Annotated in this window: 22 protein-coding genes; 19 read left to right on the top strand and 3 right to left on the bottom strand. The window is 63.6% G+C overall.

The window, feature by feature from the left end; genetic code table 11:
* Positions 1 to 174: 174 nt before the first annotated feature.
* Both CR103_RS04055 and orn read right to left on the bottom strand, forming a co-directional pair.
* A complete protein-coding gene (locus CR103_RS04055) occupies positions 175 to 591 on the bottom strand; it encodes a transposase (protein ID WP_229442735.1) in 417 nt (138 codons plus the stop codon).
* 176 nt (positions 592 to 767) lie between these two features.
* A complete protein-coding gene (gene orn / locus CR103_RS04050) occupies positions 768 to 1,352 on the bottom strand; it encodes an oligoribonuclease (protein ID WP_180279261.1) in 585 nt (194 codons plus the stop codon).
* Between the two features lie 47 nt (positions 1,353 to 1,399).
* On the opposite strand from orn, the gene CR103_RS04045 reads away from it, so the two are divergent.
* The 12 genes from CR103_RS04045 to CR103_RS03990 all read left to right on the top strand — a co-directional run bounded on the left by CR103_RS04045 (position 1,400) and on the right by CR103_RS03990 (position 14,851).
* Positions 1,400 to 2,656 (top strand): M48 family metallopeptidase, encoded by a 1,257-nt coding sequence (locus tag CR103_RS04045; RefSeq protein WP_099914707.1) that lies wholly within the window; start codon positions 1,400 to 1,402, stop codon positions 2,654 to 2,656.
* Positions 2,653 to 2,997 carry a 4a-hydroxytetrahydrobiopterin dehydratase gene (locus CR103_RS04040; protein ID WP_099914706.1) on the top strand — a complete coding sequence of 115 codons (345 nt, stop codon included), beginning with the start codon at positions 2,653 to 2,655 and terminating at the stop codon, positions 2,995 to 2,997. Before CR103_RS04045 ends, CR103_RS04040 begins: the two co-directional genes overlap by 4 nt.
* On the top strand, positions 2,994 to 3,884 hold the full coding sequence (rsgA, locus tag CR103_RS04035; protein ID WP_099914705.1) for a ribosome small subunit-dependent GTPase A: 891 nt from the start codon (positions 2,994 to 2,996) through the stop codon (positions 3,882 to 3,884). Before CR103_RS04040 ends, rsgA begins: the two co-directional genes overlap by 4 nt.
* Before the next feature lie 76 nt (positions 3,885 to 3,960).
* Entirely contained in the window at positions 3,961 to 4,902 is a 942-nt protein-coding gene (argF, locus tag CR103_RS04030) for an ornithine carbamoyltransferase (protein WP_099914704.1), read from the top strand.
* 26 nt (positions 4,903 to 4,928) lie between these two features.
* Positions 4,929 to 6,161 (top strand): argininosuccinate synthase, encoded by a 1,233-nt coding sequence (locus CR103_RS04025; RefSeq protein ID WP_099914703.1) that lies wholly within the window; start codon positions 4,929 to 4,931, stop codon positions 6,159 to 6,161.
* Positions 6,162 to 6,311: 150 nt separating this feature from the next.
* Positions 6,312 to 8,126, top strand: coding sequence for a methyl-accepting chemotaxis protein (locus CR103_RS04020; protein ID WP_099914702.1), 1,815 nt, complete (start codon positions 6,312 to 6,314; stop codon positions 8,124 to 8,126).
* A gap of 8 nt (positions 8,127 to 8,134) precedes the next feature.
* The gene (locus tag CR103_RS04015; RefSeq protein ID WP_099914701.1) at positions 8,135 to 8,605 is read left to right on the top strand and encodes a chemotaxis protein CheW; all 471 of its coding nucleotides are present in this window, start codon (positions 8,135 to 8,137) and stop codon (positions 8,603 to 8,605) included.
* Positions 8,602 to 9,804, top strand: coding sequence for a CheR family methyltransferase (locus CR103_RS04010; RefSeq protein ID WP_099914700.1), 1,203 nt, complete (start codon positions 8,602 to 8,604; stop codon positions 9,802 to 9,804). Before CR103_RS04015 ends, CR103_RS04010 begins: the two co-directional genes overlap by 4 nt.
* A 20-nt stretch (positions 9,805 to 9,824) precedes the next feature.
* Positions 9,825 to 10,517, top strand: coding sequence for a chemotaxis protein CheW (locus CR103_RS04005; RefSeq protein WP_099914699.1), 693 nt, complete (start codon positions 9,825 to 9,827; stop codon positions 10,515 to 10,517).
* Positions 10,514 to 12,763, top strand: coding sequence for a hybrid sensor histidine kinase/response regulator (locus CR103_RS04000; protein ID WP_099914698.1), 2,250 nt, complete (start codon positions 10,514 to 10,516; stop codon positions 12,761 to 12,763). The genes CR103_RS04005 and CR103_RS04000 overlap by 4 nt, the downstream gene beginning before the upstream one ends.
* Complete coding sequence (gene cheB, locus CR103_RS03995; RefSeq protein WP_099914697.1) at positions 12,760 to 13,797, top strand: chemotaxis-specific protein-glutamate methyltransferase CheB; 1,038 nt, start codon at positions 12,760 to 12,762, stop codon at positions 13,795 to 13,797. The genes CR103_RS04000 and cheB overlap by 4 nt, the downstream gene beginning before the upstream one ends.
* Positions 13,798 to 13,801: 4 nt before the next feature.
* Complete coding sequence (locus tag CR103_RS03990; RefSeq protein WP_099914696.1) at positions 13,802 to 14,851, top strand: diguanylate cyclase; 1,050 nt, start codon at positions 13,802 to 13,804, stop codon at positions 14,849 to 14,851.
* Between the two features lie 81 nt (positions 14,852 to 14,932).
* Here the strand turns inward: CR103_RS03990 and murB are convergent, their stop codons facing one another.
* Positions 14,933 to 15,970, bottom strand: coding sequence for a UDP-N-acetylmuramate dehydrogenase (gene murB, locus CR103_RS03985; protein ID WP_099914695.1), 1,038 nt, complete (start codon positions 15,968 to 15,970; stop codon positions 14,933 to 14,935).
* A gap of 136 nt (positions 15,971 to 16,106) precedes the next feature.
* Between murB and CR103_RS03980 the strand changes: the two genes are divergently transcribed.
* The 7 genes from CR103_RS03980 (at position 16,107) to CR103_RS03950 (ending at position 25,376) form a co-directional block, all read left to right on the top strand.
* Positions 16,107 to 16,592 carry a YajQ family cyclic di-GMP-binding protein gene (locus CR103_RS03980; RefSeq protein ID WP_099914694.1) on the top strand — a complete coding sequence of 162 codons (486 nt, stop codon included), beginning with the start codon at positions 16,107 to 16,109 and terminating at the stop codon, positions 16,590 to 16,592.
* Positions 16,593 to 16,756: 164 nt separating this feature from the next.
* Positions 16,757 to 18,022 carry a nitronate monooxygenase gene (locus CR103_RS03975; RefSeq protein ID WP_099914693.1) on the top strand — a complete coding sequence of 422 codons (1,266 nt, stop codon included), beginning with the start codon at positions 16,757 to 16,759 and terminating at the stop codon, positions 18,020 to 18,022.
* Between the two features lie 178 nt (positions 18,023 to 18,200).
* Positions 18,201 to 20,618 (top strand): sensor domain-containing protein, encoded by a 2,418-nt coding sequence (locus CR103_RS03970; protein WP_099914692.1) that lies wholly within the window; start codon positions 18,201 to 18,203, stop codon positions 20,616 to 20,618.
* Positions 20,619 to 20,841: 223 nt separating this feature from the next.
* On the top strand, positions 20,842 to 22,083 hold the full coding sequence (locus CR103_RS03965) for a sensor histidine kinase (protein ID WP_099914691.1): 1,242 nt from the start codon (positions 20,842 to 20,844) through the stop codon (positions 22,081 to 22,083).
* 85 nt (positions 22,084 to 22,168) lie between these two features.
* The gene (locus CR103_RS03960) at positions 22,169 to 22,942 is read left to right on the top strand and encodes a LytR/AlgR family response regulator transcription factor (RefSeq protein ID WP_099914690.1); all 774 of its coding nucleotides are present in this window, start codon (positions 22,169 to 22,171) and stop codon (positions 22,940 to 22,942) included.
* A 123-nt stretch (positions 22,943 to 23,065) separates the two neighbouring features.
* The gene (locus CR103_RS03955; RefSeq protein WP_099914689.1) at positions 23,066 to 24,229 is read left to right on the top strand and encodes a PAS domain-containing sensor histidine kinase; all 1,164 of its coding nucleotides are present in this window, start codon (positions 23,066 to 23,068) and stop codon (positions 24,227 to 24,229) included.
* Positions 24,230 to 24,362: 133 nt separating this feature from the next.
* The gene (locus CR103_RS03950; protein WP_099914688.1) at positions 24,363 to 25,376 is read left to right on the top strand and encodes a porin; all 1,014 of its coding nucleotides are present in this window, start codon (positions 24,363 to 24,365) and stop codon (positions 25,374 to 25,376) included.
* The last annotated feature ends 62 nt before the right edge of the window (positions 25,377 to 25,438 follow it).

The following is a 25,438-nucleotide window of genomic DNA, read 5'->3' as shown; positions in this document are numbered from 1 at the left end:
GCACTTGCTGGCGCTCCGCCGTTCCGAGGGCGAGCGGAGAGCGTCGCGGCTGGCGCACCGTATGCAGCGCCGCGCGCGACCACTTGGCACGGTAGTACGTGGCGCGTGACACGCCCATGCCTTTGCAAGCGGCAGCGGCGCCAAGCGGCAGCACCAGGGTACTGGCAGCTGTCATTACGGCACATCCCCCGCCGTTGGCAAGCCCAGCAGATCGCAAAGTTTTTTTTGGACGTCGATGATTTGTTCGGCGCGACCAAGCTGTTTCTTTAGCTTGGCGACCTCCAGCTCCAGACCAAGTACGCGGCGGTCGGCCGCCTTGGTGGCGCCGGGCTTGGGGCCGCGCGGCTTGCTCTGCAGAGCAGCCAGTTCGGCCGCCTCGACTTCCTGCCGCCAGTTGCTCAAATGCGAGCTGTACAATCCTTCGCGACGCAACAGCGCACCGACGGTGCCTGGGTTGCTGCAGGCATCGGCTTCGCGCACGATACGCCGCTTGTAGCTGGCCGTGAACTTACGGCGGCGCGCGACGGCGACAACCTCGGCACTCTCGCGTTCATCATTTTGTTTTACCGCTGGCGACATCTGGTTTTCCATGTGATAGCAACTTCCTTAATTAGCATGATGAAGTTGTCTCACAGTAGTTTGACACAGGGGGGTCGCTGTTAATTGCGCCAAGCCGGCCTTGATGTCGCTGCCATCGAACTGAGTGATTTCCAGGGAACCGGCAAACGGTTGACCTTCGTAAATCGCTACGATGGCAGATGACGCGATCACATCTTGATGAAATGCTCGCGGTAGTACTTCAATTCTTCGACCGATTCGATGATGTCGGCCAGCGCCGTGTGCTTCTGGTGCTTTTTAAAACCGGATACCAGCTCGGGCTTCCAGCGGCGGCACAGTTCTTTCAAGGTCGACACGTCGAGATTGCGGTAGTGGAAAAACGACTCGAGCTTGGGCATTGTGCGCGCCATGAAACGGCGGTCCTGGCAGATGGTATTGCCGCACATTGGCGACTTGCCGGCCGGGACGAACTGTTTCAGGAAAGCGATCAGCGCCGCTTCGGCCTGCTCTTCGCTCACCGTCGATGCGCGCACCCGGTCGATCAGGCCGCTGCGGCCGTGGGTGCCCTTGTTCCAGGCATCCATCTTGTCGAGCGTCTCGTCGGATTGATGGATGGCAAACACCGGGCCTTCGGCGATGGTATTGAGGTGCATGTCGGTGACGACGACCGCCACTTCGATGATGCGGTCGGTATCGGGCTCCAGGCCCGTCATCTCGAGGTCGACCCACACCAGGTTCATTTCATTGGGCCGATGGGCAACGGCGGGTGCGGCGGTTTCAGTGGCTTGTGACATAATTCTCTCTTGGCCTAATCAATCCTGCATTTTCTCACAGGCATAGAATGTATTCACTCGCGTTTTCGGTTTTGTTTGTCGCTTTCTTCGTTTTCACGCTGATACTGCGTTTTTGGCTGGCGAACCGCCACATCCGTCACGTCGGCGCCAACCGCGGCGCCGTGCCTGCCGAGTTCGCCGCGAGCATTGCGCTCGCCGCCCACCAGAAAGCGGCCGACTACACCATCGCCAAGACCAAGCTGGGCTTGTTCGGCCTGCTGTTTTCCAGCGCCGTGCTGATCGGCTTTACCCTGATGGGCGGCCTGCAATGGCTGGCGATTGCATTGCTGCCGCTGGTCGGTGCAGGACTCACCTACCAGATCGCCCTGATCGTCGCCTTCGGCGCCATTTCCGGCCTGCTCGACCTGCCGTTCGACTACTACCGCCAGTTCGTGCTGGAGGAACGCTTCGGCTTCAACAAAATGACACTCAGGCTGTGGCTGGCCGACATGGTCAAGGGCGTCGGTGTCGGCGCCGTCATCGGCCTGCCGTTGATCTGGGTCGTGCTGGTGCTGATGGAAAAAACCGGCTTCTGGTGGTGGCTTTACGCCTGGCTGGTCTTGAGCGGTTTCCAACTCCTGATGATGGTGATCTTCCCGACCGTGATCGCGCCGCTGTTCAACAAATTCACCCCGCTCGCCGACGACAGTTTAAAGACGCGCATCGAAGGCTTGATGCAGCGCGTCGGCTTCGCCTCCAAGGGCCTGTTCGTGATGGACGGTTCAAAGCGCAGCGCCCATGGCAATGCCTACTTTTCGGGCTTTGGCGCCAACAAGCGCATCGTCTTTTTCGACACCCTGCTCGCGCGCCTGGCGCCGCAGGAAATCGAAGCGGTGCTGGCGCACGAACTGGGCCACTTCAAGCTCAAGCACATCGTCAAGCGCATCGCCGTCATGTTCGCCGTTTCGCTCGGCTTTCTCGCCCTGCTCGGCTACCTCAAGACGCGTACCTGGTTCTACGCTGGTCTGGGCGTCGACCCGCTGTTCGCCAGCGACGCCATGGCGCTGATCCTGTTCATGCTGGTGCTGCCGGTCTTTACCTTTGTGCTCTCGCCGTTAAATTCGATCAGCTCGCGCAAGCACGAATTCGAAGCCGACGCCTTTGCCGCCACCCACACCGACGCGCGCGACCTGGTGTCGGCGCTGGTCAAAATGTACCAGGACAATGCCTCGACCCTGACGCCCGATCCGATCCACTCGGCTTTTTATGATTCCCACCCGAGCGCCACCGTGCGGATCCGGCGCCTGGACTTGGCGGCCCAATGACCCTGCTTGTTCAACTCGTCGACCAACACTGCATCGACGGCGCCGGCGCGCTGGACCCCGCCGCCTTCACCGCGCTGCTGGCGCAGGTGCCCGGCTGGCGCGTCGTCGACGGCCGATTGCAGCGCACGTTCGCCTTTCGCGATTTTCACCAGACTATCGATTTCGTCGGCGCGCTCGCCGCCATGATCCACCAGCAGGACCACCATCCCGAATTGACCGTCACCTACCAGCACTGCATCGTGAATTACAACACCCACTCGGCCGGCGGCGCAATGTCGCAAAACGATTTCATTTGCGCGGCGAAGGCCGACGCCATCTATGCACAAAGGACCCACGCATGAGCGGCCTGACCGGCATCATCATCGCCGCCCACGGCCGTCACTACCTGGCTGACGTCGATGGGCGCAAGCTGCAGTGCGTCACCCGCGCCAGGAAAACCAACATCGCGGTAGGCGACGTCGTCAACCTCACCATGACGTCGGAAGACCAGGCCGTGATCGGATCGACCGTCGAGCGCAACACGCTGCTGTACCGCTCCGACCAGTACAAGTCGAAGCTGCTGGCGGCCAACCTGACGCGCCTGTTTATCGTCGTCGCCACCGAACCGGGATTTGCCGACGACCTCATTTCGCGTTCACTGGTGGCGGCCGAAGCGGCCGGCATCGAAGCCCACCTGATCCTCAATAAAACCGACGTCAGCGAGCTGCTGCCGAAAGCACGCGAGCGCCTGCTCACCTACACTTCGCTCGGCTACCCGCTGCACGAAGTGTCGGCCCGCGCCGACCCGCAGCACGCGGTGGCCACATTGACGCCGCTGCTGGAAGGCCAGTCGTCGATCTTCATCGGCCAGTCCGGCATGGGCAAGTCGTCGCTGATCAACCTGCTGGTGCCGGACGCCGACATCGCCGTGCGCGAAATCTCCGCCGCCCTCGACACCGGCAAGCACACCACCACTTTTACGCGCCTGTACGATGTCGTGGGCGGCGGCTCGATCATCGACTCGCCCGGCTTCCAGGAGTTCGGCCTGTACCACCTGTCCGAAGGGATGCTGGAGCGCGCCTTTGTCGAGTTCAAGCCCTACCTTGGTGGCTGCAAATTTTACAACTGCCGCCACCTGATCGAGCCGCAATGCGCTATTTTGACGGCTGTCGCCGAAGGCAAGATCGCCAGGTTCCGCCATACGCTGTACGGCCAGCTGCTGCACGAGTCGGCGCAGACGCTGTATTAGGGGTTGGACCGAGCTTCCCGGAAAACAAGCATTGGCTTTATAATTGCGAGTCAGCCGCCCCGTCAAAGTTGCCTGTATGTCTACCACCAAACCGATCAAGCACTTCCTGCAGTTCTCCGACTTCACCTTGGCCGAATTCGAGTACGTCATCGAACGCGCTGCCATCATCAAGCGGAAATTCAAGAGCTACGAGATCTATCACCCGCTGATCGACCGCACGCTGGTGATGGTGTTCGAGAAAAACTCGACCCGCACCCGGCTGTCGTTCGAGGCCGGCATGCACCAGCTCGGCGGCGCGGCGATCTACCTGAACACGCGCGACAGCCAGCTCGGGCGCGGCGAGCCGGTCGAAGACGCCGGCCAGGTGATGAGCCGAATGTGCGACATCATCATGGTGCGCACCTTCGGCCAGGAGATCATCGAGCGGTTCGCCGCCAATTCGCGCGTGCCGGTGATTAACGGCCTGACCAACGAGCACCACCCGTGCCAGGTGCTGGCCGATATCTTCACCTTCGTCGAACACCGCGGCGCCATCGCCGGCAAGACGGTGGCGTGGATCGGCGACGCCAACAACATGCTGTACTCGTGGCTGCAGGCGGCCGAGGTCTTCGGCTTTCACCTGAACGTGTCGACCCCGAAGGGTTACGACATCGACCATTCGCTCGTGAGTACTGAACGCTTCACCTTTTTCGACAACCCGTCCGATGCTTGCGAAGGCGCCCACCTGGTCACCACCGACGTCTGGACCAGCATGGGTTTTGAAAAGGAAAACGCCGAGCGCCTGCAAGCTTTCGACGGCTTCATGGTCGACGCGTCGAAAATGGCGCGCGCCGCGGCCGACGCCCTGTTCATGCACTGCCTGCCGGCCCACCGCGGCGAAGAAGTGTCGGCCGACGTCATCGACGGTCCGCAATCGGTGGTCTGGGACGAGGCCGAAAACCGCCTGCATGTGCAAAAGGCGCTGATCGAATACCTGCTGCTCGGCCGCATCGAACCTGCTGGACACGCACCTGATTAAATCATCATCTACACACTGGAATTTCCATGAGCGACATTAAAAAAGTAGTCCTCGCCTATTCGGGCGGCCTCGATACCTCCGTCATCCTGAAATGGCTGCAAGACAACTACGGCTGCGAAATCGTCACCTTCACGGCCGACCTGGGCCAGGGCGAAGAACTGGAACCGGCGCGCGCCAAGGCGATCAAGTTCGGCATCAAGCCGGAGAACATTTACATCGACGACGTGCGCGAGGAATTCGTGCGCGATTTCGTGTTCCCGATGTTTCGCGCGAACACCGTATACGAAGGCGAATACCTGCTCGGCACCTCGATCGCCCGCCCCCTGATCGCCAAGCGCCTGATCGAAATCGCCAACGCCACCGGCGCCGACGCGATTTCCCACGGCGCCACCGGCAAGGGCAACGACCAGGTCCGCTTCGAACTGGGCGCCTACGCGTTGAAACCGGACGTCAAGATCATCGCGCCATGGCGCGAGTGGGACCTGCTGTCGCGCGAAAAACTGCTGCAGTACGCCGAAGACGCCGGCATCGCGGTCGACATGAAGCACAAGGCCGGCGGCGCGCCGTATTCGATGGACGCCAACCTGCTGCACATCAGCTTCGAAGGCCGCCACCTGGAAAACCCCAGCGCCGAAGCCGAGGAAACCATGTGGCGCTGGACCGTCAGCCCGGAAGCGGCGCCGGACCAGGCCGAGTATCTCGACATCGAATACGAAAAAGGCGACATCGTCGCGCTGAACGGCGTTCGCCTGTCGCCGGCCGCGGTGCTGACGGAACTCAATCGTTTAGGCGGCAAGCACGGCATCGGCCGCCTCGACCTGGTCGAGAACCGCTACGTCGGCATGAAGTCGCGCGGCTGCTACGAAACCCCGGGCGGCGCCATCATGCTCAAGGGCCACCGCGCAATCGAATCGATCACGCTCGACCGTGAAGTGGCGCACTTGAAGGACGACCTGATGCCGCGCTATGCGTCGATGATCTACAACGGCTACTGGTGGGCGCCGGAACGCGTCGCGCTGCAGACCCTGATCGACCATACCCAGCAGTCGGTCAACGGCTGGGTGCGGATCAAGCTATACAAAGGTAACGTGATTGTCGTGTCGCGCGATTCGAAGACCGATTCGCTGTTCGACATGAACATCGCCAGCTTCGACGAAGACGGCGGCGCCTACAACCAGGCCGACGCCGGCGGCTTCATCAAGCTCAATGCGCTGCGCATGCGCATCGCCGCCGTGGCGCGCGCCAAGCGCGGCCAGTAAATTCAGCCGCCAAGCCGGAAAGTTGACAGGCCGCCTTCCGGCGGCCTTTTTTATTTCCCCCTGGAAAACCACGCCCGCCCCGGCACATTGTCGCGCCGCGCTCGCCAAAATGATACATTTACGCGGGTCAATACCGTATCCGGAGAATTCATGTTCCAACACTTGCGCATCAAGAGCAAAATCACCCTGGGCCTGGGCGCCATCGTCGCCATTTTCCTGCTCTTGCTGGCGCTGGCGTACAACAATCTCTCCCGGCTTTCGACCGCAAACGAATGGGACCGCCACACCCTCGAGGTGCTGCTTGAAACCAACCATATTTCCACCTCGACGCTGCAGATCCAGGCCGCGACCCGCGGTTTCATGTTGACCGGCAATGAATTAATCATCGTGCCGATCCAGGAGGAAGAAGCCGAAGCGCGCGCCCACCTGGCCAGGTCGCGGGCGCTCACCGTCGACAACCCCCACCAGCAGGAACGTCTCGGCCGGCTCGGGCCGATGCTCGATCACTGGATCAGCAACGTGATCAACCCGCTTATCGAAAAACGCCGCGAAGTGAACCGGTCGCTGGGCGTGTCCCAGCAGGTCGCCAGCGCCAACGACGTACTCAACGGCACGCGCGCAGTGGCCGACATCCGCAAACTGATCGACGAGATCGCCAAAGAAGAGACGCGCTTGCTGGCGGTGCGCAGCAAGGCATCGACCGAGTTGCAGCAGACAATGTTCCTGCTGCTCGGCGGCGGTGGCCTGGTGTGCCTGCTGCTCGCCGCGATCATCGGCGCACTGCTCACCAATGCGCTGCTCGGTCCGCTCAACAGCCTGACCCGCGCCGTCGGCCGGATCGCCAGGGGCGACCAGGCAGCGCGCGCCGAAGTCGCCTCGAACGACGAGATGGGCAAGGTCACGGTCGAATTCAACCGCATGGCGCAGGCGATCCAGGACAGCCAGGCCAAGGAGCTGGCCGCCACCAATGAACTGCGCGCGAAAGTCGACGCGCTGCTCGACGTGGTGTCAAAAGCGGCTTCGGGCGATTTGACCGGCAGCGTCGCCGTCGGCGGCGTTGATGCGATCGGCCGTCTTGGCGACGGCCTTGGAACGATGTTCGACAACCTGCGCCGGCTGCTCAACAACGTGCAAAAGGCCGGCATCCAGGTGACCACGTCGGCCACTGAAATCGCCGCTTCCGCCAGGCAGCAGGAAGCAACCGGCATCGAACAGGCCCAGACCAGCGTCGAGGTCCTGTCGACGACGAAGGAAATCTCCGCCAACACCGCCCAGCTGCTGCGCACCATGGAAGACGCCACGGCGGTAGCCGACTACACCACCAGCGCCACCGCCGAAGCGCAGAACAACCTCAAGCGCATGGACCTGACCATGCAGCACATGGTGTCGGCCACCGATTCGATCAACGCCAAGCTGGCCGCGCTGTCGGAAAAGGCCAGCAACATCAACAGCGTGCTGATCACCATCACCAAGGTTGCCGACCAGACCAACATCCTGTCGCTGAACGCCGCCATCGAAGCCGAAAAAGCGGGCGACGCCGGCCGCGGCTTCTCGGTGGTGGCGACCGAAATCCGCCGCCTCTCCGACCAGACGTCGGTGTCGGCCTGGGACATCGACCAGATGCTCAAGGAGATGCAGTCGGCGGTGGCGGCCAGCGTGATGGGCATGGACAAATTTTCGGAAGAAGTGCGCCGCAGCGTCGGCGAAGTGCGCCAGGTAAGCAACCAGCTGTCGTCGGTCATGGACCAGGTGCAGAAACTGGCGCCGCAGTTCGACCTGGTGCTGCAGGGTATGCAGTCGCAGGCGGTTGGCGCCTCGCAGATTTCCGACACCATGATGCAGCTTAACGACGCCACCCAGCAGACGGTCGAATCGCTCAAGGCCACCAGCGAAGCGGTGTACCAGCTGCAGTATGCCGCCAGCGACCTGCAGTCGTCGGTCGCCACCTTCGCCGTGAACAGCTGAGTGTTGCCATGAAAGTGCTGGTGTTTTCCATCGGGGCCGACCGCTACGGCCTGCGCCTGGGCGCCATTGCGCGCGTGCTGCCGGCGGCCCAGTTGCGCCAGCTGCCGCTGGCGCCGCCGTTCGTCGCCGGTTTGATGGACCTGCACGGCGAACCGGTGCCGGTACTCGATCTGTCGCGCCTGGCCGGCGTCACGCCGCTGCAGATCTGGTTCGACACCCGTATCATCCTGGTTGACTACGAGGTTGGCGGCAAGGGTGGAAACAGCTGCGTGCGCCCGCTCGGCCTGCTGGCCGAGCACGTGCTCGGCATCGAAACGCTGATCGAGGCCGACCTGGCCGACAGCGGTATCCAAGCGGCGCCTTTCCTCGGTCAGGTCGCCGCCACCGGCGCCGGCATGGTCCAGCTGGTTGAACTGGCGCAGTTGCTCCCGCTTGATGTGCGTGCCCTGCTGTTTGCAACGAGCGCGGTGGCGCCATGAGCGCGCGTGAACTGCTGCGCCAGGCCAGCGGCCTCGACCTGAGCGAGCGGGTCGTCGAGCGCGCGCTGCGCGAGCGCATGGCCAAATGTGGCATGGCCGACACCGGCCTGTACCTGAAATATCTGCAGGACATGGCGCCGGCCGAACTGGCGGCGCTGATCGAACTGGTGGTGGTGCCGGAGTCGTGGATGTTCCGCGATGCCGACGCCTTTGCCGCCGCCACCGCGCATGTGCGCCACTGCCTGGCCGGGCGGCCGGCGCGGGTGGTGCGGATTTTGTCGATCCCCTGCGCCGCCGGCGAGGAACCGTATTCGATGGCGATGGCGCTGGCCGACGCTGGCGTGGCGCCGGCATCAATCCGCATCGAAGGCGTCGACCTGTCCGCTTGCGCAGTCAAACGGGCGCAAGCCGGACGCTACACCCGCAATGCCTTCCGCGGCGCCGACCTTCTCTTTCGTCAGCGCCACTTCAGCCGCCATGGCGACGAGTTCCAGATCAGCGACGCGTTGCGCGCCCAGGTCGGCTTTTCGCAGGCGAACCTGCTTGGCCTCGACACCGTGGCCGGCGCTGGCCGCTACGACGTGGTGTTCTGCCGTAACCTGCTGATCTACTTCGACGAGCCCACCGCCGCCGCCGCCATCGCCGTACTGCGCAGCGTGCTGGCCGACGACGGCATGCTGTTTGCCGGTTACGCCGAAGTGCCGGCGTTCTGCCGTCACGGCTTCGCGCCCCTGCGCCTGCGCGGCGCCTTTGCGCTGCGCAAGGCGGAACCCGGTGAAGCCGCCGCCGGGATTGCCAATACAGCCAGGATCGCAACGCGGGCAGCGGCGCCCGAGCGCCGACAACACAAGCCGCAGCAGGTCCTGGCAGCCGTGATTACCGCCGCCCCGCACGCCCCTGACCTGCTGGCCAAAGCGCGCCGTTTGTCCGATGCGGGCGACCACAAGGGCGCCGGCGCCGCCTGCCGCGCGCTACTGGCGTGCGAGCCCGATTCGGCCGACGCCTATTTCATCCTCGGTATGGTCAGCGAGTGCGCGCACGACAGCGCCGCCGCCGAAGAGCACTGGCGTCGCTGCGTCTACCTGCGGCCCGGCCATTACGACGCGCTGTGCCACCTCGCACTGCTGGCCGAGCGGGGCGGCGACGCACCGCAGGCGCAGGCGTGGCGCCAGCGCGCCGCCCGCATCTTCGAGCGCTAGCACAGCGGGGGCACGGCGCGATGAACACTATTCCCATCGAAGTGGCAGCGAACCTGGCGCCGATCGACGACTGCTGGAACCGCATCGGCGCGAGCGGTGACCAGAGTTGCGCCAGGCTCGAACAGCATATTCACTGCCGCAATTGCGAGGTAGTGTCGAACGCGGCCCAGCGCAACCTGCAGCGCCCGGTAGGCTCTGAATACCGCGCACAATGGGCTGCTATTTTGCGCCAGCCGCAGGCGCGGCGCGGCGCCAGCGACCGTTCGGTCCTGGTGTTTCGCATCGGCCGCGAATGGCTGGCACTGCCCACGCTTGTCGTCGGCAGCGTGGCGCCAACCGCGCCCGGCCACCGGCTGCCGCACCGCGCCAACGGCTGCCTGCTCGGCATCGTCAACGTCGCCGGCACGGTGATCCCGATGATGTCGCTCGGCGAGCTGCTCGGCATCGACGAACAGGACGGGCCGACGGCGCTGCGGCGCCACGTTTTCGCGCGCCTGCTGGTGCTGCAGTGGGAAGGCCAGTCCTTCGCCCTGCCGGTGGCCGACCTGCACGGCATCGCCCGCTACGCGCACGCCGCCCTGATGGCGCCGGCGGCCACCATCAACAAGGGACTCGGCCGCTTCCTGACGGGCGTGCTGGCGCACGCTGACATGCAGGTCGGCGTACTCGATGCGCAGCTGATCGGCCACCAACTGACAAGGATGCTGCGATGAGCCCGGACCACGCCGACCTCAGCAGCTTTTCGATGATGGACCTGTTTCGCATGGAAGCCGACGGCCAGGCCCGCACGCTGATCGACGGCCTGCTGGCGCTGGAAAGCAACGCCGGCGCCGGCGATCCCGCGACGGTCGAATCGCTGATGCGCGCTGCCCACTCGATCAAGGGCGCCGCCGCCATCGTCGGGCTCGACGCCGTGGTGCAGCTCGCGCATGCGATGGAGGACGCGTTTGTGGCGGCTCAGCACGGCAAACTGCTCACGGCCGCGCGCATCGACGCGCTGCTGGCCGGCGTCGACCTGATCGTGCAGTGTTCCAGGTCAAGCGAAGACGGCGTCGCCGGCTGGCTCGGGCAGAATGCCGCCCGCATCCAGGCGGCGATGGCGCAGGTGGCGCAGGTGGCGCAGGTGGCGCAATTTAACGAGGCGCCGCCCTCGGCCATGGTGGCGGCGGCAGAACTTGCGGAAATCGCGCCACAGGCAGCGGCGCCGCGCGCCGCACAGCAAAACTACGACCGGCTGCTGGCCCTGGCCAGCGAAACGCGCATCAATGCCCACCAACTGGTGCCGGTGACAGCTTCGCTGCAGCGCTTCAAGCGCAACCAGACCAGCCTGTTCCAGGCCATCGAAAAGCTGCACGAAGCGCTGGTGCGCAGCGCCGACCCGGCGCTTGCAGAACAGTGCGCGCTGGTGCTGCAGAAAACCCATCCGCTCAAGCAGAGCCTGCATGAGCATATGGCCAATATCGACAGCTACGAACGGCGCGTGCTGAGCGTGTCGAACAAGCTGGTCGACGAAGTGCTGGCGCTGCGCATGCGGCCATTGCGCGACGGCGTGCATGCGTTCGGCCGTATGGTACGCGACCTGGCGCGCAGCCTCGGCAAAGAAGCCCAGCTGACCATCAGCGGCGAAGACACGCTGGTCGACCGCGACGTCCTGGCCAGCATCGAAGGTCCGCTTGGCCACATGCTGCGCAATGCCGTCGACCACGGCATCGAGGCAAAAGAGCAACGGCTGGCCGCCGGCAAGCCGGCCGCCGGCGCCATCCTTCTCGAAGCCCGTCATCGCAACGGCATGCTGTCGATCGTCGTCAGCGACGACGGCCGCGGCGTCGACTTCGACAAGATCCGCAGGTCGATCGTTACCCGACAACTGGCAAGCGTGCCGATGGCGCAGGCGATGTCGAAGGCCGAACTGATGGAGTTCCTGTTCCTGCCCGCATTCACGATGAAGGAAACCGCCAGCGCGATTTCCGGGCGCGGCGTCGGCCTCGACATCGTCCTGCAGGCAATCCGCGCCCAAAACGGCAGCGTGCGCATGGAGTCGGAACCGGGCAAAGGCGCGCGCACGTCGATCACGCTGCCGCTGACCCAGTCGATCGTGCGCGCGCTGGTAATCGACGTCGGCGGCGAGGCGTATGCGATCCCGATCGTCAAGGTCGAACGCGTACTGAAGGTGGCGCCGGCGGATCTCCACACGCTCGAGGGCAAGCAATTCTTCGAAGCAAACGGCGAGCACTTGGGCCTGGTGTCGGCGGCCCAGGTGCTGGAACTGGGCCCAATGGCGCCGCCCGCCGGCGAACTGGCGGTGGTGGTAATCGGCGCCGGCGCGCGCCGTTACGCGCTGGCGGTCGACGCCATCCGCGGCGAGCAAAGCCTGGTGGTGCAGCCGATCGACCAGGTGTTCGGCAAGCTGCGCGACATCGCCTCGGCCGCCCTGCTCGACGACGGCGCGCCGGTGCTGGTGCTCGACATCGCCGACCTGCTGCTGTCGATCGACAAGCTGCTGGGCGATGGCGGCCTGCAGCCGCTGGCCCAGCCAAGCGAACAACGAGGTGAACAACGAGGTGCACAACAACAGCGCCAGGCCAGGCGCATCCTCGTAGTCGACGATTCGCTGACCGTGCGCGAGATGGAAAAAAAACTGTTGCAGGGGCGCGGCTACCAGGTCGACATCGCCATCGACGGCGTCGACGGCTGGAACGCGGTGCGCTCCGACGCCTACGACCTGGTCATCACCGACGTCGACATGCCGCGCATGGACGGTGTCGAACTGGTCGGCATGATCCGCAAGGACATCCACCTGCACAAGCTGCCGGTGATGATCGTGTCGTACAAGGACCGGCCTGACGACCGCGCGCGCGGCATGACGGCCGGCGCCGACTACTACCTGGCCAAGGGCAGCTTCCACGACGAGACCTTGCTCGACGCCGTGTTCGACCTGATCGGCGAGAGCGGCGCATGAAGATCGGCATCGTCAACGATGTTGCGATGGCAGCCGAGGCGCTGCGCCGCGCGGTGGCCGGGAGCCGCGAACACGAGGTGCTGTGGATCGCGCGCAGCGGCGCGGAGGCGGTACGGATGTGCGTTGACAAGCGCCCCGACCTGGTGCTGATGGATTTGAACATGCCGGAACTGGACGGCGTCGAGGCGACCCGGACAATCATGCGGCAGACGCCGTGCGCGATTTTGATCGTCACGGCGCGCCCGCAGGACAATGTCGGCCAGGTGTTCCGCGCGCTCGGCGCCGGCGCGCTCGACGTCACCGCCACGCCGATACTGGCTGGCGCGGACGGGGCAACCCAGCTGCTGGCCAAAATCAAGACCATCGGCAAGCTGATTCGGGCGAACGCACCGGCGTCCTCCATGCCGGCCGGGCGCGGCGCGGCCGGCGACGTAAAACACCTGTTGGCAATCGGCGCCTCCACCGGCGGCCCCGTTGCGATCGCCAGAATCCTGACCGGCTGGACGCCCGCCGCCGGCACCGCCATCGTGGTGGTGCAGCACATCGACGCCAACTTCGCCGGCCACTTCGCCAAATGGCTGGGCGACCAGCTCGCCATTGCGGTGCGCGTCATCGACGACGGCGATGCGCTTGTCCCGGACGTGGTGCAGGTGGCGCGCACCAACGACCATGTGCGGCTCGATTGCGTCCACCGCCTGCATTACGATGCGCAGCCCGAGGAGTACGTCTACCGGCCGTCGATCGACGTGTTCTTCGAGTGCGTCGCGGCGCACTGGAAGCTTGGCGCGACCGGCGTATTGCTGACCGGGATGGGCCGCGACGGCGCCCGCGGCCTGCTGGCGCTGCGCCAAGCCGGCAAGGCCACCTTCGCCCAGGACCAGGCCAGCAGCGCCGTGTACGGAATGCCACGCGCCGCCGCCGAAATCGATGCCGCCGAACGCATCCTTTCATTAGAAAACATCGCAATGGCGTTGAAAAGTACAATTGGCGTCCATCTGAACAAACCGCATTTTCCTAGCAAACCAGGTAATTAACGTCATGTCAGAAGTTACTCTCCCTATCACTGCCGATTATCAGGCAGTCACCCAGTTCAAGGTGCGCGTATTGCTGGTCGACGACCAGTTGATCATCGTCGAGGCGGTTCGCCGCATGCTCAGCGACCATGCCGACATCGAGTTCCATTACGTCACCGACCCGGCCGCGGCGATCGCCACCGCCCGCCAATTGCAGCCGACCGTGATCCTGCAAGACCTGGTCATGCCGGGCGTGGATGGCATCAACCTGATCCGCGCCTACCGCGACGACGCCAGCCTGGCCCAGGTGCCGGTGATCGTGCTGTCGGCCAGGGACAATCCGCAACTGAAGGCCAACAGCTTTGCCGTCGGCGCCAACGATTACGTCGTCAAGCTGCCAGACCGGCTCGAATTGCTGGCACGCATACGCTATCACTCGGCAGGCTATATTTCGCGCCTGCAGCGCGACGAAGCTTTCCGATTCTTGCGCGCTAGCCAGAAAAACCTGGCCGACGCCAACATTGAACTGCAAAAGCTGGCGGCCCTCGACAGCCTGACCGGCATTGCCAACCGGCGCCGCTTCGACGAAGTGCTGCGCGCCGAATGGCAGCGCGGCAAGCGCGACAAGAAGCCCTTGTCGCTGCTGATGTGCGACATCGACTGCTTCAAGATGTACAACGACACCTTCGGCCACCTGGCCGGCGACCTGTGCTTGAAGAAGGTGGCCGCGGTGTTGACCGAACACCTGATGCGCCCGGCCGACGTCGTCGCCCGCTATGGCGGCGAAGAGTTCGCGATCGTGCTGCCCGATACCGACGAGAGAGGCGCGCTGCTGATCGCCAGCGCCTGCCGCAGCCACATCGAACAGCTGGCAATCGACAATCCGCGCGCGCCGAACGGCGTCATCAGCATGTCGATCGGCCTGGCGACCATCGTGCCGTCGCACGAGGGCACCGCAGAGGGCCTGATCGCCATGGCCGACAAGGCGCTGTACCGGGCCAAGCACGACGGCCGCAACCGGATCGTGGCCGGCCCGGCCGGCCCGCACAATGACAATCAACGGGAAAACCGATGACTGCGCTTGAAAACATCACCCTCACCGCCAAAGCCAACATCGATGTCGACGGCAGCCGCAAATCGGTCTGTTACAGCCGGCTTACACGAACACCGGCTCCGGCTCCAAGGTCACGCCGTAGCGTTGGCGGACATCGTCGGTGATCGCGCGCGCCAGCGCCAGCACCTCGGCGCCGGTGGCGCCGCCGTTGTTGACCAGTACCAGCGCCTGCTTCGGATAGACCCCGGCGGCGCCGAGCTTGCGGCCTTTCCAGCCGCACTGGTCGATCAGCCAGCCGGCCGCCAGCTTTTCGCTGCCATCGCGCTGCGCATGGTGCACCAGCGCCGGAAAAGCGGCCAGCAACTCGGCGCAGCGCGTTTTTGACACCACGGGGTTTTTGAAAAAGCTGCCGGCATTGCCGATCAGGGCAGGATCGGGCAGCTTGCGGCGGCGGATCGCCACCACGATCTCGCTGATGTCGGCCGGGCCCGGCGCGCCCAGGCCGGCCCCGGCCACCGCCTGCGCCAGTTCGGCATACCCCAGGTTGGCCCGCCAGGCGGTCGGCAAGGCGAAGGTGACGTCGACGATGACGAGGCCCTTGCCATCCTGGTGCTTGAACACGCTGTCGCGGTAACCGAAGCGGCAGGCAGAAGCAGCCATGCTGCGCAGCCGGCCGGTGGCGAGCTCGTACACCGTTACCGAATGCAACACGTCCTTCAGCTCGACGCCGTAGGCACCGATGTTCTGGATTGGCGCCGCCCCCACGGTGCCGGGAATGAGCGACATGTTTTCCAGCCCGCCCAGTCCCTGCGCCAGCGTCCACTGCACCAGCGCATGCCAGTTCTCGCCGGCGGCGGCACGCACCAGCGTGAATTTGCCATCCGGCCCCTCCTCACCGAGTACTTCGCGCCCCATGATTGCCATGTGCAGCACCACGCCGTCGAAGTCGCCGGTGAGCACGATGTTGCTGCCGCCGCCCAGCAGCAGGCGCGGCATGCCGGCCAGGCGCGGGTCGGCCAGCGCGGCGGCCAGCTCGGCCACGCTGGCGATGCGCACGTAGCATCGCGCGCGCGCGTCGATGCCGAACGTGTTGCAAGATGCGAGGGGGAAATCGTGGGCGATGGCGAGGTCTGGAGGCATGGCGGGTTCGTGGTTGCGACGATTATAATAGGAAACTCGTCGGCAACCCGTGGCTTTGCGGCGCACGCGTCGGCGGCGGCCCCGGTTGTCCGTTAAAATATCGCTATCTATCATCTGCAAGAAAAAGGAATTTACCATGCCCTCGTTTGATGTCGTCTCCGAAGCAGACATGATCGAAGTAAAGAACGCGGTCGAGCAGTCCAACAAGGAAATCACCACCCGGTTCGATTTTAAGGGCAGTTCGGCCAAGGTCGAACAGAAGGACAATGAACTGACCGCGTTCGCCGACGCCGACTTCCAGCTCGAACAGGTCCGCGACGTGCTTACCACCAAGCTGGCCAAGCGCAAGGTCGATGTGCGCTTCCTCGACCCCGGCAAGATTGAGAAAATCGGCGGCGACAAGGTCAAGCAGGTCATCAAGATCAAGAACGGCATCGAGTCCGACGACGCCAAAAAAATCGTGCGCGTCATCAAGGACAGCAAAATGAAGGTGCAAGCCAGTATCCAGGGCGAAGCGGTGCGGATTACCGGCGCCAAGCGCGACGACCTGCAGGCGGCGATGGCGATGTTGCGCAAGGACGTGCCGGACATGCCGCTCGAATTCAATAATTTCCGCGACTAATACGTATTATGCGGCTGCCGAGTAGCTACTGCGGCGCGGGGGACTATGCTGAACACTGCGTGAAACCAAATCGTGCTTAGGGTAGAATTGAGGACGCGCAAACTGGCCCAGTTGCGGCCGTGCTAGCGCGCCTGTAAAACCTGGTAGGTAGTTTAAGGATAGCAATGAAACGTGTTGATGACTTCCGCCTGCATTTGGGCAACAAGGACTATGTTCCCATTATGGTGGGCGGCATGGGTGTCGATATTTCGACCTCGGAACTGGCGCTCGAAGTGTGCCGCCTGGGCGGTATCGGCCATATCTCAGATGCAATGGTGCAAGACGTTTCGGACCGTAAATTCGACACCAGCTTCGTCAAGGAAAAGACCAAGACGTATAAGTTCAACATCAACAACATGGACAAGGCGGTGGTCCAGTTCGACTTGGCGCGCCTGGCCGAAGCGACCCTGCTGCACGTTGGTAAAACCATGGAAGCGAAGCGCGGCGATGGCCTGATCTTCGTCAATTGCATGGAAAAGCTGACCATGAATTCGCCGAGGGAGACCTTGCGCACGCGCCTGGTCGCCGCGCTCGACGCCGGTATCGACGGCATTACCATGTCGGCTGGCCTGCACCTCGGCTCGTTTGCGCTGATCGCCGACCATCCGCGTTTTCGTGACGCCAAGCTCGGCATCATCGTGTCGTCGGTGCGCGCGCTGCAGCTGTTCTTGCGCAAGATTTCCAGGCTTGACCGCCTGCCCGACTTCGTCATCGTCGAAGGCCCGCTGGCCGGTGGCCACCTCGGCTTCGGCCTCGACTGGGCCGAGTACGACCTGCACACCATCATGGACGAGATCCAGGCTTTCCTGCGCGCCGAAAACCTGCAGATTCCGCTGATCGCCGCCGGCGGCATCTTCACCGGCTCGGACGCGGTCGGTTTCCTTGAAAAAGGCGCCGGCGGCGTCCAGGTCGCGACCCGTTTCACCATGACCCACGAGTGCGGCCTGCCCGACGACGTCAAGCAGGAATACATCCGCGCCACCGAAGCCGACATCATCGTCAATGGCGTCTCGCCGACCGGCTACCCGATGCGGATGCTGAAAAATACGCCGGCGATCGGCTCCGGCATCCGCCCGGGCTGCGAGTCGTACGGTTATCTGCTTGACGCCACCGGCAACTGTTCCTACATTAACTCGTACAACCGCGAAGTGCTGGCCAACCCGGACTCGAAAACCATCGTGGTGATGGACAAGACCTGCCTGTGCACACACATGCGCAACTTCAATTGCTGGACCTGCGGCCACACCACTTACCGGCTCAAGGACACCACCCATCAACTCGACGATGGCCAGTACCAGATCCTGTCGGCCGAGCACGTGTTCAAGGACTATCAGTTCAGCACCGACAACCAGGTCGCCTTGCCGCCCAGGGAAGAGGTCGCCGTCGCCTGAGCGCATCGGCGTCAATCGCAATCAACCACGGCACGCCGTGGTTTTTTTTCGCCATAGGTATTGCCCTTAAAAAAAATAAGGCAACAAAGAAAAACGCGAACCAACCACAAGTGGAAGCGGTCCAATTATGGGAAAGTTGTACCAAAAATAAAATTGAATCATTTTCACCGAGAGCTCCATGCCAGTCAGCGAACCGACCTCCCATGCTGCGTGTCTGGTCGATCAAAATGCCGCCATCGTCACCTGGAATGCCGGCTGCGAAGCGCTCTTCGGCATCCAGGCGACCTTTATTTTGAATCACCCGATCGGTGTCTTGCTGAGCGATGCCGGCGCCGTCGAGGTGGCGCTGCGCTGGCCTTCGCTGCAGCAGGCTGGCGAGGCGCTGCAACTGAAGGTCGAGTTCGCCCGGCCCGCGGGGGTGCCGCGGGCCGATCCGGCGGCCGCGCTTGAGGCCGATCTTACGCTCTTGCCGCAAGCCGACGCCGACGGCCATTTCAGCGGCTGCGTCGCGATTTTTTCAAACCTCCAAGATGGCTCGGAAAGCGCGCAGATCGGCAGCATGCACCTGCGCACGGTCATCAACGTCCTGCCCGGCACCTTTTACGTGCTGCGCGACGACGCTACTTTCGTGCTGTGGAATAAGACCCTCGAGGCGGTCACTGGTTACACCGCCGAAGAAATGCTCACAGCCCAGGCACTCGATTTGTTCGACGTAACCGAAAAACCCAAGATCGACGAAAATATCCGCCAGGTGTTCGAGCGCGGCGACCAGGTCTTCGTCGAAGCCAACCTGATCGACAAGGACGGCCATGGCACGCCCTACCTGCTGACCGGCGCCCGTATCGAATCCAACGGAAAATTTTACCTGTGCGGCATGGGACTCGACATTTCGCTGCGCCACCAGCAGGAACAGCAACTGCGCCTGCGCGAACGCGCCTTGCACGCAGCCAGCAACGCGATCCTGATCACCCGCTGCGGCGGCCACGACAATCCGATCGAGTACGTCAACCCGGCGTTCGAGCGCATTACCGGTTACCGCCTCGAAGAAGCGGTCGGGCGCGACTCGCGCTTCATGGCCGCGCCCGGCATGGACCTCGAAGCGCGCGCGCTGCTGCGCCGCGCCATCGATGAGCGCCGCGAGATCAACGTCAGTTTCCGCAATCAGCGCAAGAACGGCGAACTGTTCTGGAACGACCTGACCGTCACGCCGGTCGCCGACGAGAAAGGCCGGGTCACCCATTTCATCGGCGTCATCAACGACGTCACCGTGCTCAAGCAGCGCACCGCCCATCTCGAGCACGAAGTCAACCACGACGCCCTCACCGGCCTGGCCAACCGTACCTTGCTGTGGGACCGGCTCGAACAGGCCATCCACATGGCCCAGCGCAACAAGTCGCTAGTGGCGACGGTAATGATGGACCTGAACGGCTTCAAGAAAATCAACGACACCCTCGGTCACGAGGCCGGTGACGAAGTGCTTACTTCGGTGGCCAAGCGGCTGCTGTCGTCGGTGCGCGAGAGCGACACCGTGGCCCGCCTGTCGGGCGACGAGTTCGTGCTGGTGCTGGTCAACCAGCCATCGTTGCGGTTTACCTTGCGCATGGTCCAGCGGCTGCGCCAGTGCATGAGCCGGCCGGTGGTGATCAACCATACCGCGGTCGAGGTCGGCGCCGCTATCGGCGTAGCCGTCTATCCTCACGACGGCAACACCGCGTTCGACCTGGTGCGGGCAGCCGACGCCGCCATGTACCACGCCAAGGCCACCAAGAAGAACGATGTCCACTTTTTCTCGTCCGACATGAAAACCACCAGCGAGGCCAAACTGCGCTTCGAGGACAGCATGCGCCGCGCCGTCGAAAACCAGGAATTGTTTTTGATGTTCCAGCCGAAAATCTGCCTGCGCAACGGGCGCATCATGGGTTTCGAGGCGCTGTTGCGCTGGAATCATGCCGAGCAAGGCCTGTTGCTGCCGGCCTCCTTCCTGCCCGAGGCCGAGGAAAACGGCATGATCGTGCCGTTCGGCGAGCTCGTGCTGGAGCACACCTGCGCGTTCATCGGGCGCCTGGCGCAGGCAGGCTTCGCCAATATGCCGGTGTCGATCAACGTGTCGCAGCGCGAATACAGCAAGCCGCGCTACGTCCAGTACCTGTCCGAAGTGCTGGACCGTTTCGAGCTGGCGCCGTCGAACCTGCAAGTCGAAGTGCATGAAGAAGACCTGGGACGCAATCAGCTGCTGGGCGCCGAGGTGCTCGGGCAATTGAGCGAACTGGGCGTACTGCGCTCGGTCGATGCCTTCGGCGACGGCATGTCGGACCTGAACTACCTGCAAAAGCTGCCGCTGTCGCACGTCAAGCTGGGCAAAGCCGCGGTGCACCAGATTTCGCCGCAGACGCGCCGCGGGCCGATGGCAAAATGCCTGATCGACATCGGCCACAACCTGAACCTGACGGTGGTTGCCGAGTGCGTCGAAACGCGGGCCCAGATGGATTTCCTCAGGACGAACTTGTGTGACGAAATGCAGGGGCGGTATTTTAAGGAGCCTCTCAGCGCCGAAGCTGCCGAGCAATTATTGCTTGCCGCCACCAGCAGCGCGTAAATCCTCCCTGGCCGCTGTCCGGCGGCAGGACAGCGCCGGACCATGCATTCCACGCCGCCGATCTTGCAGTCTGTCGCAAACGGCTGGCAGCAACGCCGTCCCCGGCCTAAAGTTGCATCTTCCCAACAGTGCTTTCGCCGGCTCGCCGGATTATTTTCGCACCGGGCGGTGCCAGCGGGTACACTCGCCGATTGCATTGATTTTTGACTCATACGGACTACCCATGCAAGCACGGCGCACCTCTCCGCAATCGATCGCCATCGTCCTCGGCTGGCTGCACCGTATTTTCGACGCCACGGCCACCTGGGTCAGCCAGCTGTCGTGGTGGAAGTTTTTCCTGTTCGCGGCACTGGCCCTGATCGCCGGCAAGATTTTGCAGGATGAGCTGTTTTCTGGGGGCGGCGAGGAAATCGTCGAACGCTCCGACAAGAAGCCGAACAAGAAGGAAGAAAGCAACATCCTGATCGACGACAGCGGCATTCGTTTCAATCCCCGCCCCAAACCCAGGCGCGGCGCCGCCGTCGTCGCCGAGCCGGCCGAACCGGCCGAGTCCAGCGGTACAGCCGTGCCGGCCCCACCGAAGCCGCCGGAGCCGGGCGCCGACAACCCCAACGAAGTCCACATCGCCCTGCCGCCGCAGATCGGCGAAGAACTGTCGAACGCGATCGAAATGGCGGTGAACGAGGCGGCCGAAGCGAAAGTGACGCGCTATCACAAGCAGGCGTCGACCTGGTTCAAGAGCTTCGTCACCTTGCTGGTGCTGGGCTTGTTCGCCACCAAGGCCCTGGTCGGCGGCAAGAAGCGGGCCGAAGCCCAGACCCAGACCGCCAACGCCGCGGTCGAGCGCGAATCGATGCAGCGCCAGTTGTCGGAAGCGAAGATGCAGATGATGCAGGCCCAGGTCGAGCCGCACTTTTTGTTCAACACGCTCGCTTCGGTCGAGTACCTGATCCAGGTCGACCCGCCGCGCGCCTCCGCCATGCAGAGCAGCCTGATCCAATACCTGCGCGCGGTGCTGCCGCAGATGCGCGACAACGTCGTCGTCACCAACCTCGGGCGCGAAGTCGACATGGTCAAGGCTTACCTGAACCTGCTCAAGATGCGCATGGAAGAGCGGCTGACGGTCGAGCTGCAGGTGCCGGAACAGCTGCGCTCGGCCGCCTTCCCGCCGATGATGCTGCAGTCGATGGTCGAAAACGCCATCAAGCATGGCCTCGAATGCAAGCCGGAGGGCGGGACCCTGAAGATCGTTGCCGAAGTGGCCGGCAACAAGCTGCGCGTCATCGTCGCCGACGACGGCGCCGGCTTCGGCGTGGTGCCGAGCGACGGTACGGGCCTGGGCCTACCGACCATCCGCGAGCGCCTCAAACTGCTGCACGGCGACAAAGGCCAGCTGCAGATCGCCGCCAATTCGCCCAGCGGCGTCATTGCCACTATCGAAGTGCCATATCAGCTGTCAACATAGCAGTTGTCGAAGCAGGCCAGGCGCTTGATTAAACCGCCGATTCGTTGAATAATTGGCACCTTTATATCTTCCAGCCGACTTGACTATGCCAACAGCAATTATTGCCGACGACGAAAGACTGATGCGCGACCAGCTTCGCATGCGCCTTTTCGAGGCGTGGCCGGAACTGGAGATCGTCGGCGAGGCCAAGAACGGCGAAGAGGCGGTCGCGCTGGTGGCCCAGCTGCATCCCGACCTGACCTTCCTCGACATCCGCATGCCCGGCACCACCGGCATGGAAGCGGCGCGCCAGATCGGCGGGCAAAGCAATATCGTGTTCGTGACGGCCTACGATCAGTATGCCGTCGAGGCGTTCGAGCGCGGCGCGGTCGATTATGTGCTCAAGCCGCCCGAGCCGGAGCGGCTGCAGGTGACGGTGGCGCGCCTGAAGGAGCGGCTGGCCAAGCCGAAGGAGGCCAATGCGGTGAACGTCAACGACAGCGTCACCCAGATGCTGTCGCAGCTGGCACAGAAAATGGCCGCGCCCAAAGCGGCCTACCTGCAGTGGATCCAGGCCAGCATTGGCCAGGATTTGCGCATGATCCCGGTCGAGGACATCCTGTTTTTTCGTTCCGACGAAAAATACACCTGCGTGCAGACCGAGCGCTTCGAGGCGCTGATCCGCAAACCGGTACGCGACCTGGCCGAAGAACTGGACCCGGCGCTGTTCTGGCAGATTCACCGCGCCACCCTGGTCAACGTCAATGCCATCGAAGGCGTCACCCGCGACATCCGCGGCCGCCACCTGGTGCTCATCAAAGGCAAACCGGACAAGCTCGAAGTGAGCCGCAGTTTCTTGCACCTGTTCAAGCAGATGTGAGAGCGGCGACGGCGATTTTCTCTTCGCTGGCCGCTGTTTGCGCCGCCGCAAGCCTTGTTGCCAATGCGCGCCTTAAGGTAGTCGCCGGGTGTGCATCGGCGCGCCGATCACGGAGGGGGCGCAATGAATCGAATGACCAGGTCGCTGTTGCTGCTCCCGGGTCCGCTGGGCCTGGCCTTGGGCCTGGCCGGCGGCTACGCGCTGGCGCGCTGGCCGGCGCGCGCGCGCGCCCTGCATGAGCACGCCGACGTCATTATCCAGCACGCCAGCGAAGCCATCATTTCCGCCAACGACGACAACATCATCGTCATGGCCAATCCATCGGCGGCGGCGATGTTCGGCACCAACGTCGACGACATGCAAGGAAGCGCGCTGCGCCGCTTCCTCACCCCCGAGCCGATCACCGGCGACGGCGCCGCTGCGTTTTTCGGCGACACCGGCCGAGTCGGCCGGCGCGCCACCGACTACGCCGTCAGCGGCATCCGCGCCGACGGTGAAGCGTTTCCACTGGAAGGCTCGGTGTCGACCATGCAGGACAACGGCGCCCCGATCCACACCATCATCCTGCGCGACGTCAGCGGGCGCCACCGGGTCCAGGAAAAGCTGACCCGCTCGCATGCGCAACTGCGGCAATTGTCGGCCGCGCTGCAAACCATCCGCGAAGAGGAGCGCACCCACATCGCACGCGAACTGCATGACGACCTCGGCCAGCTGCTGGCGGCGTTGCGGATGGATTTGGCGCTGCTGCAGCAAAACAAGGCCGGCCAGGACAGTACCCGCCTGATACAGGGCATGGAGCAGAACCTGCTTACCGCCATCCAGTCGCTGCGCCGGATCGCCACCAACCTGCGGCCGCGCTCGCTCGACGAGGGCGGCCTGTACTTTGCATTGCAAGGCTTGCGCGACGATTTCGTCCAGCGCTACAGCATCGCCTGCCTGTTGTACGCGGACGAGGGTGAACTGGTGCTCGACGACAGCGCCAGCACGGCGATTTTCCGCATCGTGCAGGAAGCGCTGACCAACATCGCCCGCCACGCCGGCGCCAGCACCGTCACCATCACGCTTTACCGCAGCAATGGCGAAGTGCTGCTGACGGTGCGCGACAATGGCCGCGGCATCGCCGCCGGAGACCTGGAAAAAGCCCAGTCGCTGGGACTGGTGGGAATGCGCGAGCGGGTCTGGGCGATGGGTGGCGCCATTACCATCAACTCGGACGAGCCGCCCGGCACCCGCATCGACATCGTGCTGCCGCTGCCCAGGCGTGCCGGCGCGCCAGGAGCGGCCTGAAACAGCGAAGTTGCAAAAATTCTGCAGGTAAATTTTGTGTCATAAATCCAACATGTCATCGGGACGACATATTTGCTCGATAAGATTCTGGTCGATCAGCCTCAATCTTGTGGCATTTCTTGGAGAACCCCCCATGCAATTCAAACGTCTCGCCCTGGCCATGTTCGCTTCCGTACCTCTGCTCGCGTCAGCCCAATCGAACGTCACCATCTACGGCGTCGCCGATGCCGCCGTCTCGCGCGAGGACACCGGTGCGCCCGGCGCCAAAAGCGTGACACGGATCAACTCGGGCAACCAGTCGAGCAGCCGCTTCGGCTTTCGCGGCACGGAAGACCTCGGCAATGGTTTGAAGGCGATGTTCAATATCGAAGCCGGCTACGCAATCGACACCGGCGCCGGCGACACCGCCCTGTTCGGCCGCCGTTCCGTGGTCGGCCTGCAAGGCGCGTTCGGCACCGTCACCGTCGGGCGCGAGTACACCCCGATCGCCGCGGTAGGCGCCGCCAGCGACATCCTCGGCCAGGGCTTCTACGGCAGCAACCTGAGCGTGTTCAACGCCAACCGCCTGACACGCCGCATCAGCAACTCGGTCAACTACAAGAGCGCCGCGGTGAGCGGATTTACCGGCCTCGCCGCCTACAGCGCCGGCGAAGCAGTGAGCGGCGCGTCGGGCAACCTGAAAGGCGTTGCGCTCGAGTATGCCAACGGCCCGTTCTACATCGGTGGCGGCTACCATGAGCTGACGCGCCTGGCGACCGGCGACGACAAGGAATATGCCATCGGCGCCGGCTACAAGGTCGGCGACCTGGAATTGCGCGGCAATTACATGGTTGGCGACCAGACCGGTCCGAACAACAAGTTCGAGCAAGCCAACCTCGGCGCATCGATGGCATTCGGCCCGGGCAAGGCGTTCGTCAACCTGCAGCAAAACAAGACGCAAAACGGCGCCAAGGGCAATGCCTTTACGCTCGCTTACAGCTACACTTTGTCGAAACGCACCAACGTATACGCTTCGTACGCGTCAATGGACAACAACAACCTGGGCGTATTCGGCTTGAATGCTGCGGGCACCAACGTCACGCCACCGACGGCCGCGCCGGGCGCCGACCCTCGCGCACTGACCGTCGGCGTGCGCCACTCTTTTTAAGCGCAACTGTAGTTTTAAGTAACTGCCCTGCAAAAGCCGGGGCCAGGCCGGTCGGCCTGGCC

The sequence above is a fragment of the Massilia psychrophila genome, assembly GCF_002760665.1.
Taxonomy (GTDB): domain Bacteria; phylum Pseudomonadota; class Gammaproteobacteria; order Burkholderiales; family Burkholderiaceae_D; genus JAFCUW01.
This window is presented reverse-complemented; position numbering and strand designations above follow the sequence as displayed.

What these genes read in the sequence shown, in the direction of transcription:
- CR103_RS04055 (WP_229442735.1), bottom strand. Translation starts at nt 591, where the DNA reads ATGGAAAACCAGATGTCGCCAGCGGTAAAACAAAATGATGAACGCGAG.
- orn (WP_180279261.1), bottom strand. Translation starts at nt 1,352, where the DNA reads ATGTCACAAGCCACTGAAACCGCCGCACCCGCCGTTGCCCATCGGCCC.
- CR103_RS04045 (WP_099914707.1), top strand. Translation starts at nt 1,400, where the DNA reads ATGTATTCACTCGCGTTTTCGGTTTTGTTTGTCGCTTTCTTCGTTTTC.
- CR103_RS04040 (WP_099914706.1), top strand. Translation starts at nt 2,653, where the DNA reads ATGACCCTGCTTGTTCAACTCGTCGACCAACACTGCATCGACGGCGCC.
- rsgA (WP_099914705.1), top strand. Translation starts at nt 2,994, where the DNA reads ATGAGCGGCCTGACCGGCATCATCATCGCCGCCCACGGCCGTCACTAC.
- argF (WP_099914704.1), top strand. Translation starts at nt 3,961, where the DNA reads ATGTCTACCACCAAACCGATCAAGCACTTCCTGCAGTTCTCCGACTTC.
- CR103_RS04025 (WP_099914703.1), top strand. Translation starts at nt 4,929, where the DNA reads ATGAGCGACATTAAAAAAGTAGTCCTCGCCTATTCGGGCGGCCTCGAT.
- CR103_RS04020 (WP_099914702.1), top strand. Translation starts at nt 6,312, where the DNA reads ATGTTCCAACACTTGCGCATCAAGAGCAAAATCACCCTGGGCCTGGGC.
- CR103_RS04015 (WP_099914701.1), top strand. Translation starts at nt 8,135, where the DNA reads ATGAAAGTGCTGGTGTTTTCCATCGGGGCCGACCGCTACGGCCTGCGC.
- CR103_RS04010 (WP_099914700.1), top strand. Translation starts at nt 8,602, where the DNA reads ATGAGCGCGCGTGAACTGCTGCGCCAGGCCAGCGGCCTCGACCTGAGC.
- CR103_RS04005 (WP_099914699.1), top strand. Translation starts at nt 9,825, where the DNA reads ATGAACACTATTCCCATCGAAGTGGCAGCGAACCTGGCGCCGATCGAC.
- CR103_RS04000 (WP_099914698.1), top strand. Translation starts at nt 10,514, where the DNA reads ATGAGCCCGGACCACGCCGACCTCAGCAGCTTTTCGATGATGGACCTG.
- cheB (WP_099914697.1), top strand. Translation starts at nt 12,760, where the DNA reads ATGAAGATCGGCATCGTCAACGATGTTGCGATGGCAGCCGAGGCGCTG.
- CR103_RS03990 (WP_099914696.1), top strand. Translation starts at nt 13,802, where the DNA reads ATGTCAGAAGTTACTCTCCCTATCACTGCCGATTATCAGGCAGTCACC.
- murB (WP_099914695.1), bottom strand. Translation starts at nt 15,970, where the DNA reads ATGCCTCCAGACCTCGCCATCGCCCACGATTTCCCCCTCGCATCTTGC.
- CR103_RS03980 (WP_099914694.1), top strand. Translation starts at nt 16,107, where the DNA reads ATGCCCTCGTTTGATGTCGTCTCCGAAGCAGACATGATCGAAGTAAAG.
- CR103_RS03975 (WP_099914693.1), top strand. Translation starts at nt 16,757, where the DNA reads ATGAAACGTGTTGATGACTTCCGCCTGCATTTGGGCAACAAGGACTAT.
- CR103_RS03970 (WP_099914692.1), top strand. Translation starts at nt 18,201, where the DNA reads ATGCCAGTCAGCGAACCGACCTCCCATGCTGCGTGTCTGGTCGATCAA.
- CR103_RS03965 (WP_099914691.1), top strand. Translation starts at nt 20,842, where the DNA reads ATGCAAGCACGGCGCACCTCTCCGCAATCGATCGCCATCGTCCTCGGC.
- CR103_RS03960 (WP_099914690.1), top strand. Translation starts at nt 22,169, where the DNA reads ATGCCAACAGCAATTATTGCCGACGACGAAAGACTGATGCGCGACCAG.
- CR103_RS03955 (WP_099914689.1), top strand. Translation starts at nt 23,066, where the DNA reads ATGAATCGAATGACCAGGTCGCTGTTGCTGCTCCCGGGTCCGCTGGGC.
- CR103_RS03950 (WP_099914688.1), top strand. Translation starts at nt 24,363, where the DNA reads ATGCAATTCAAACGTCTCGCCCTGGCCATGTTCGCTTCCGTACCTCTG.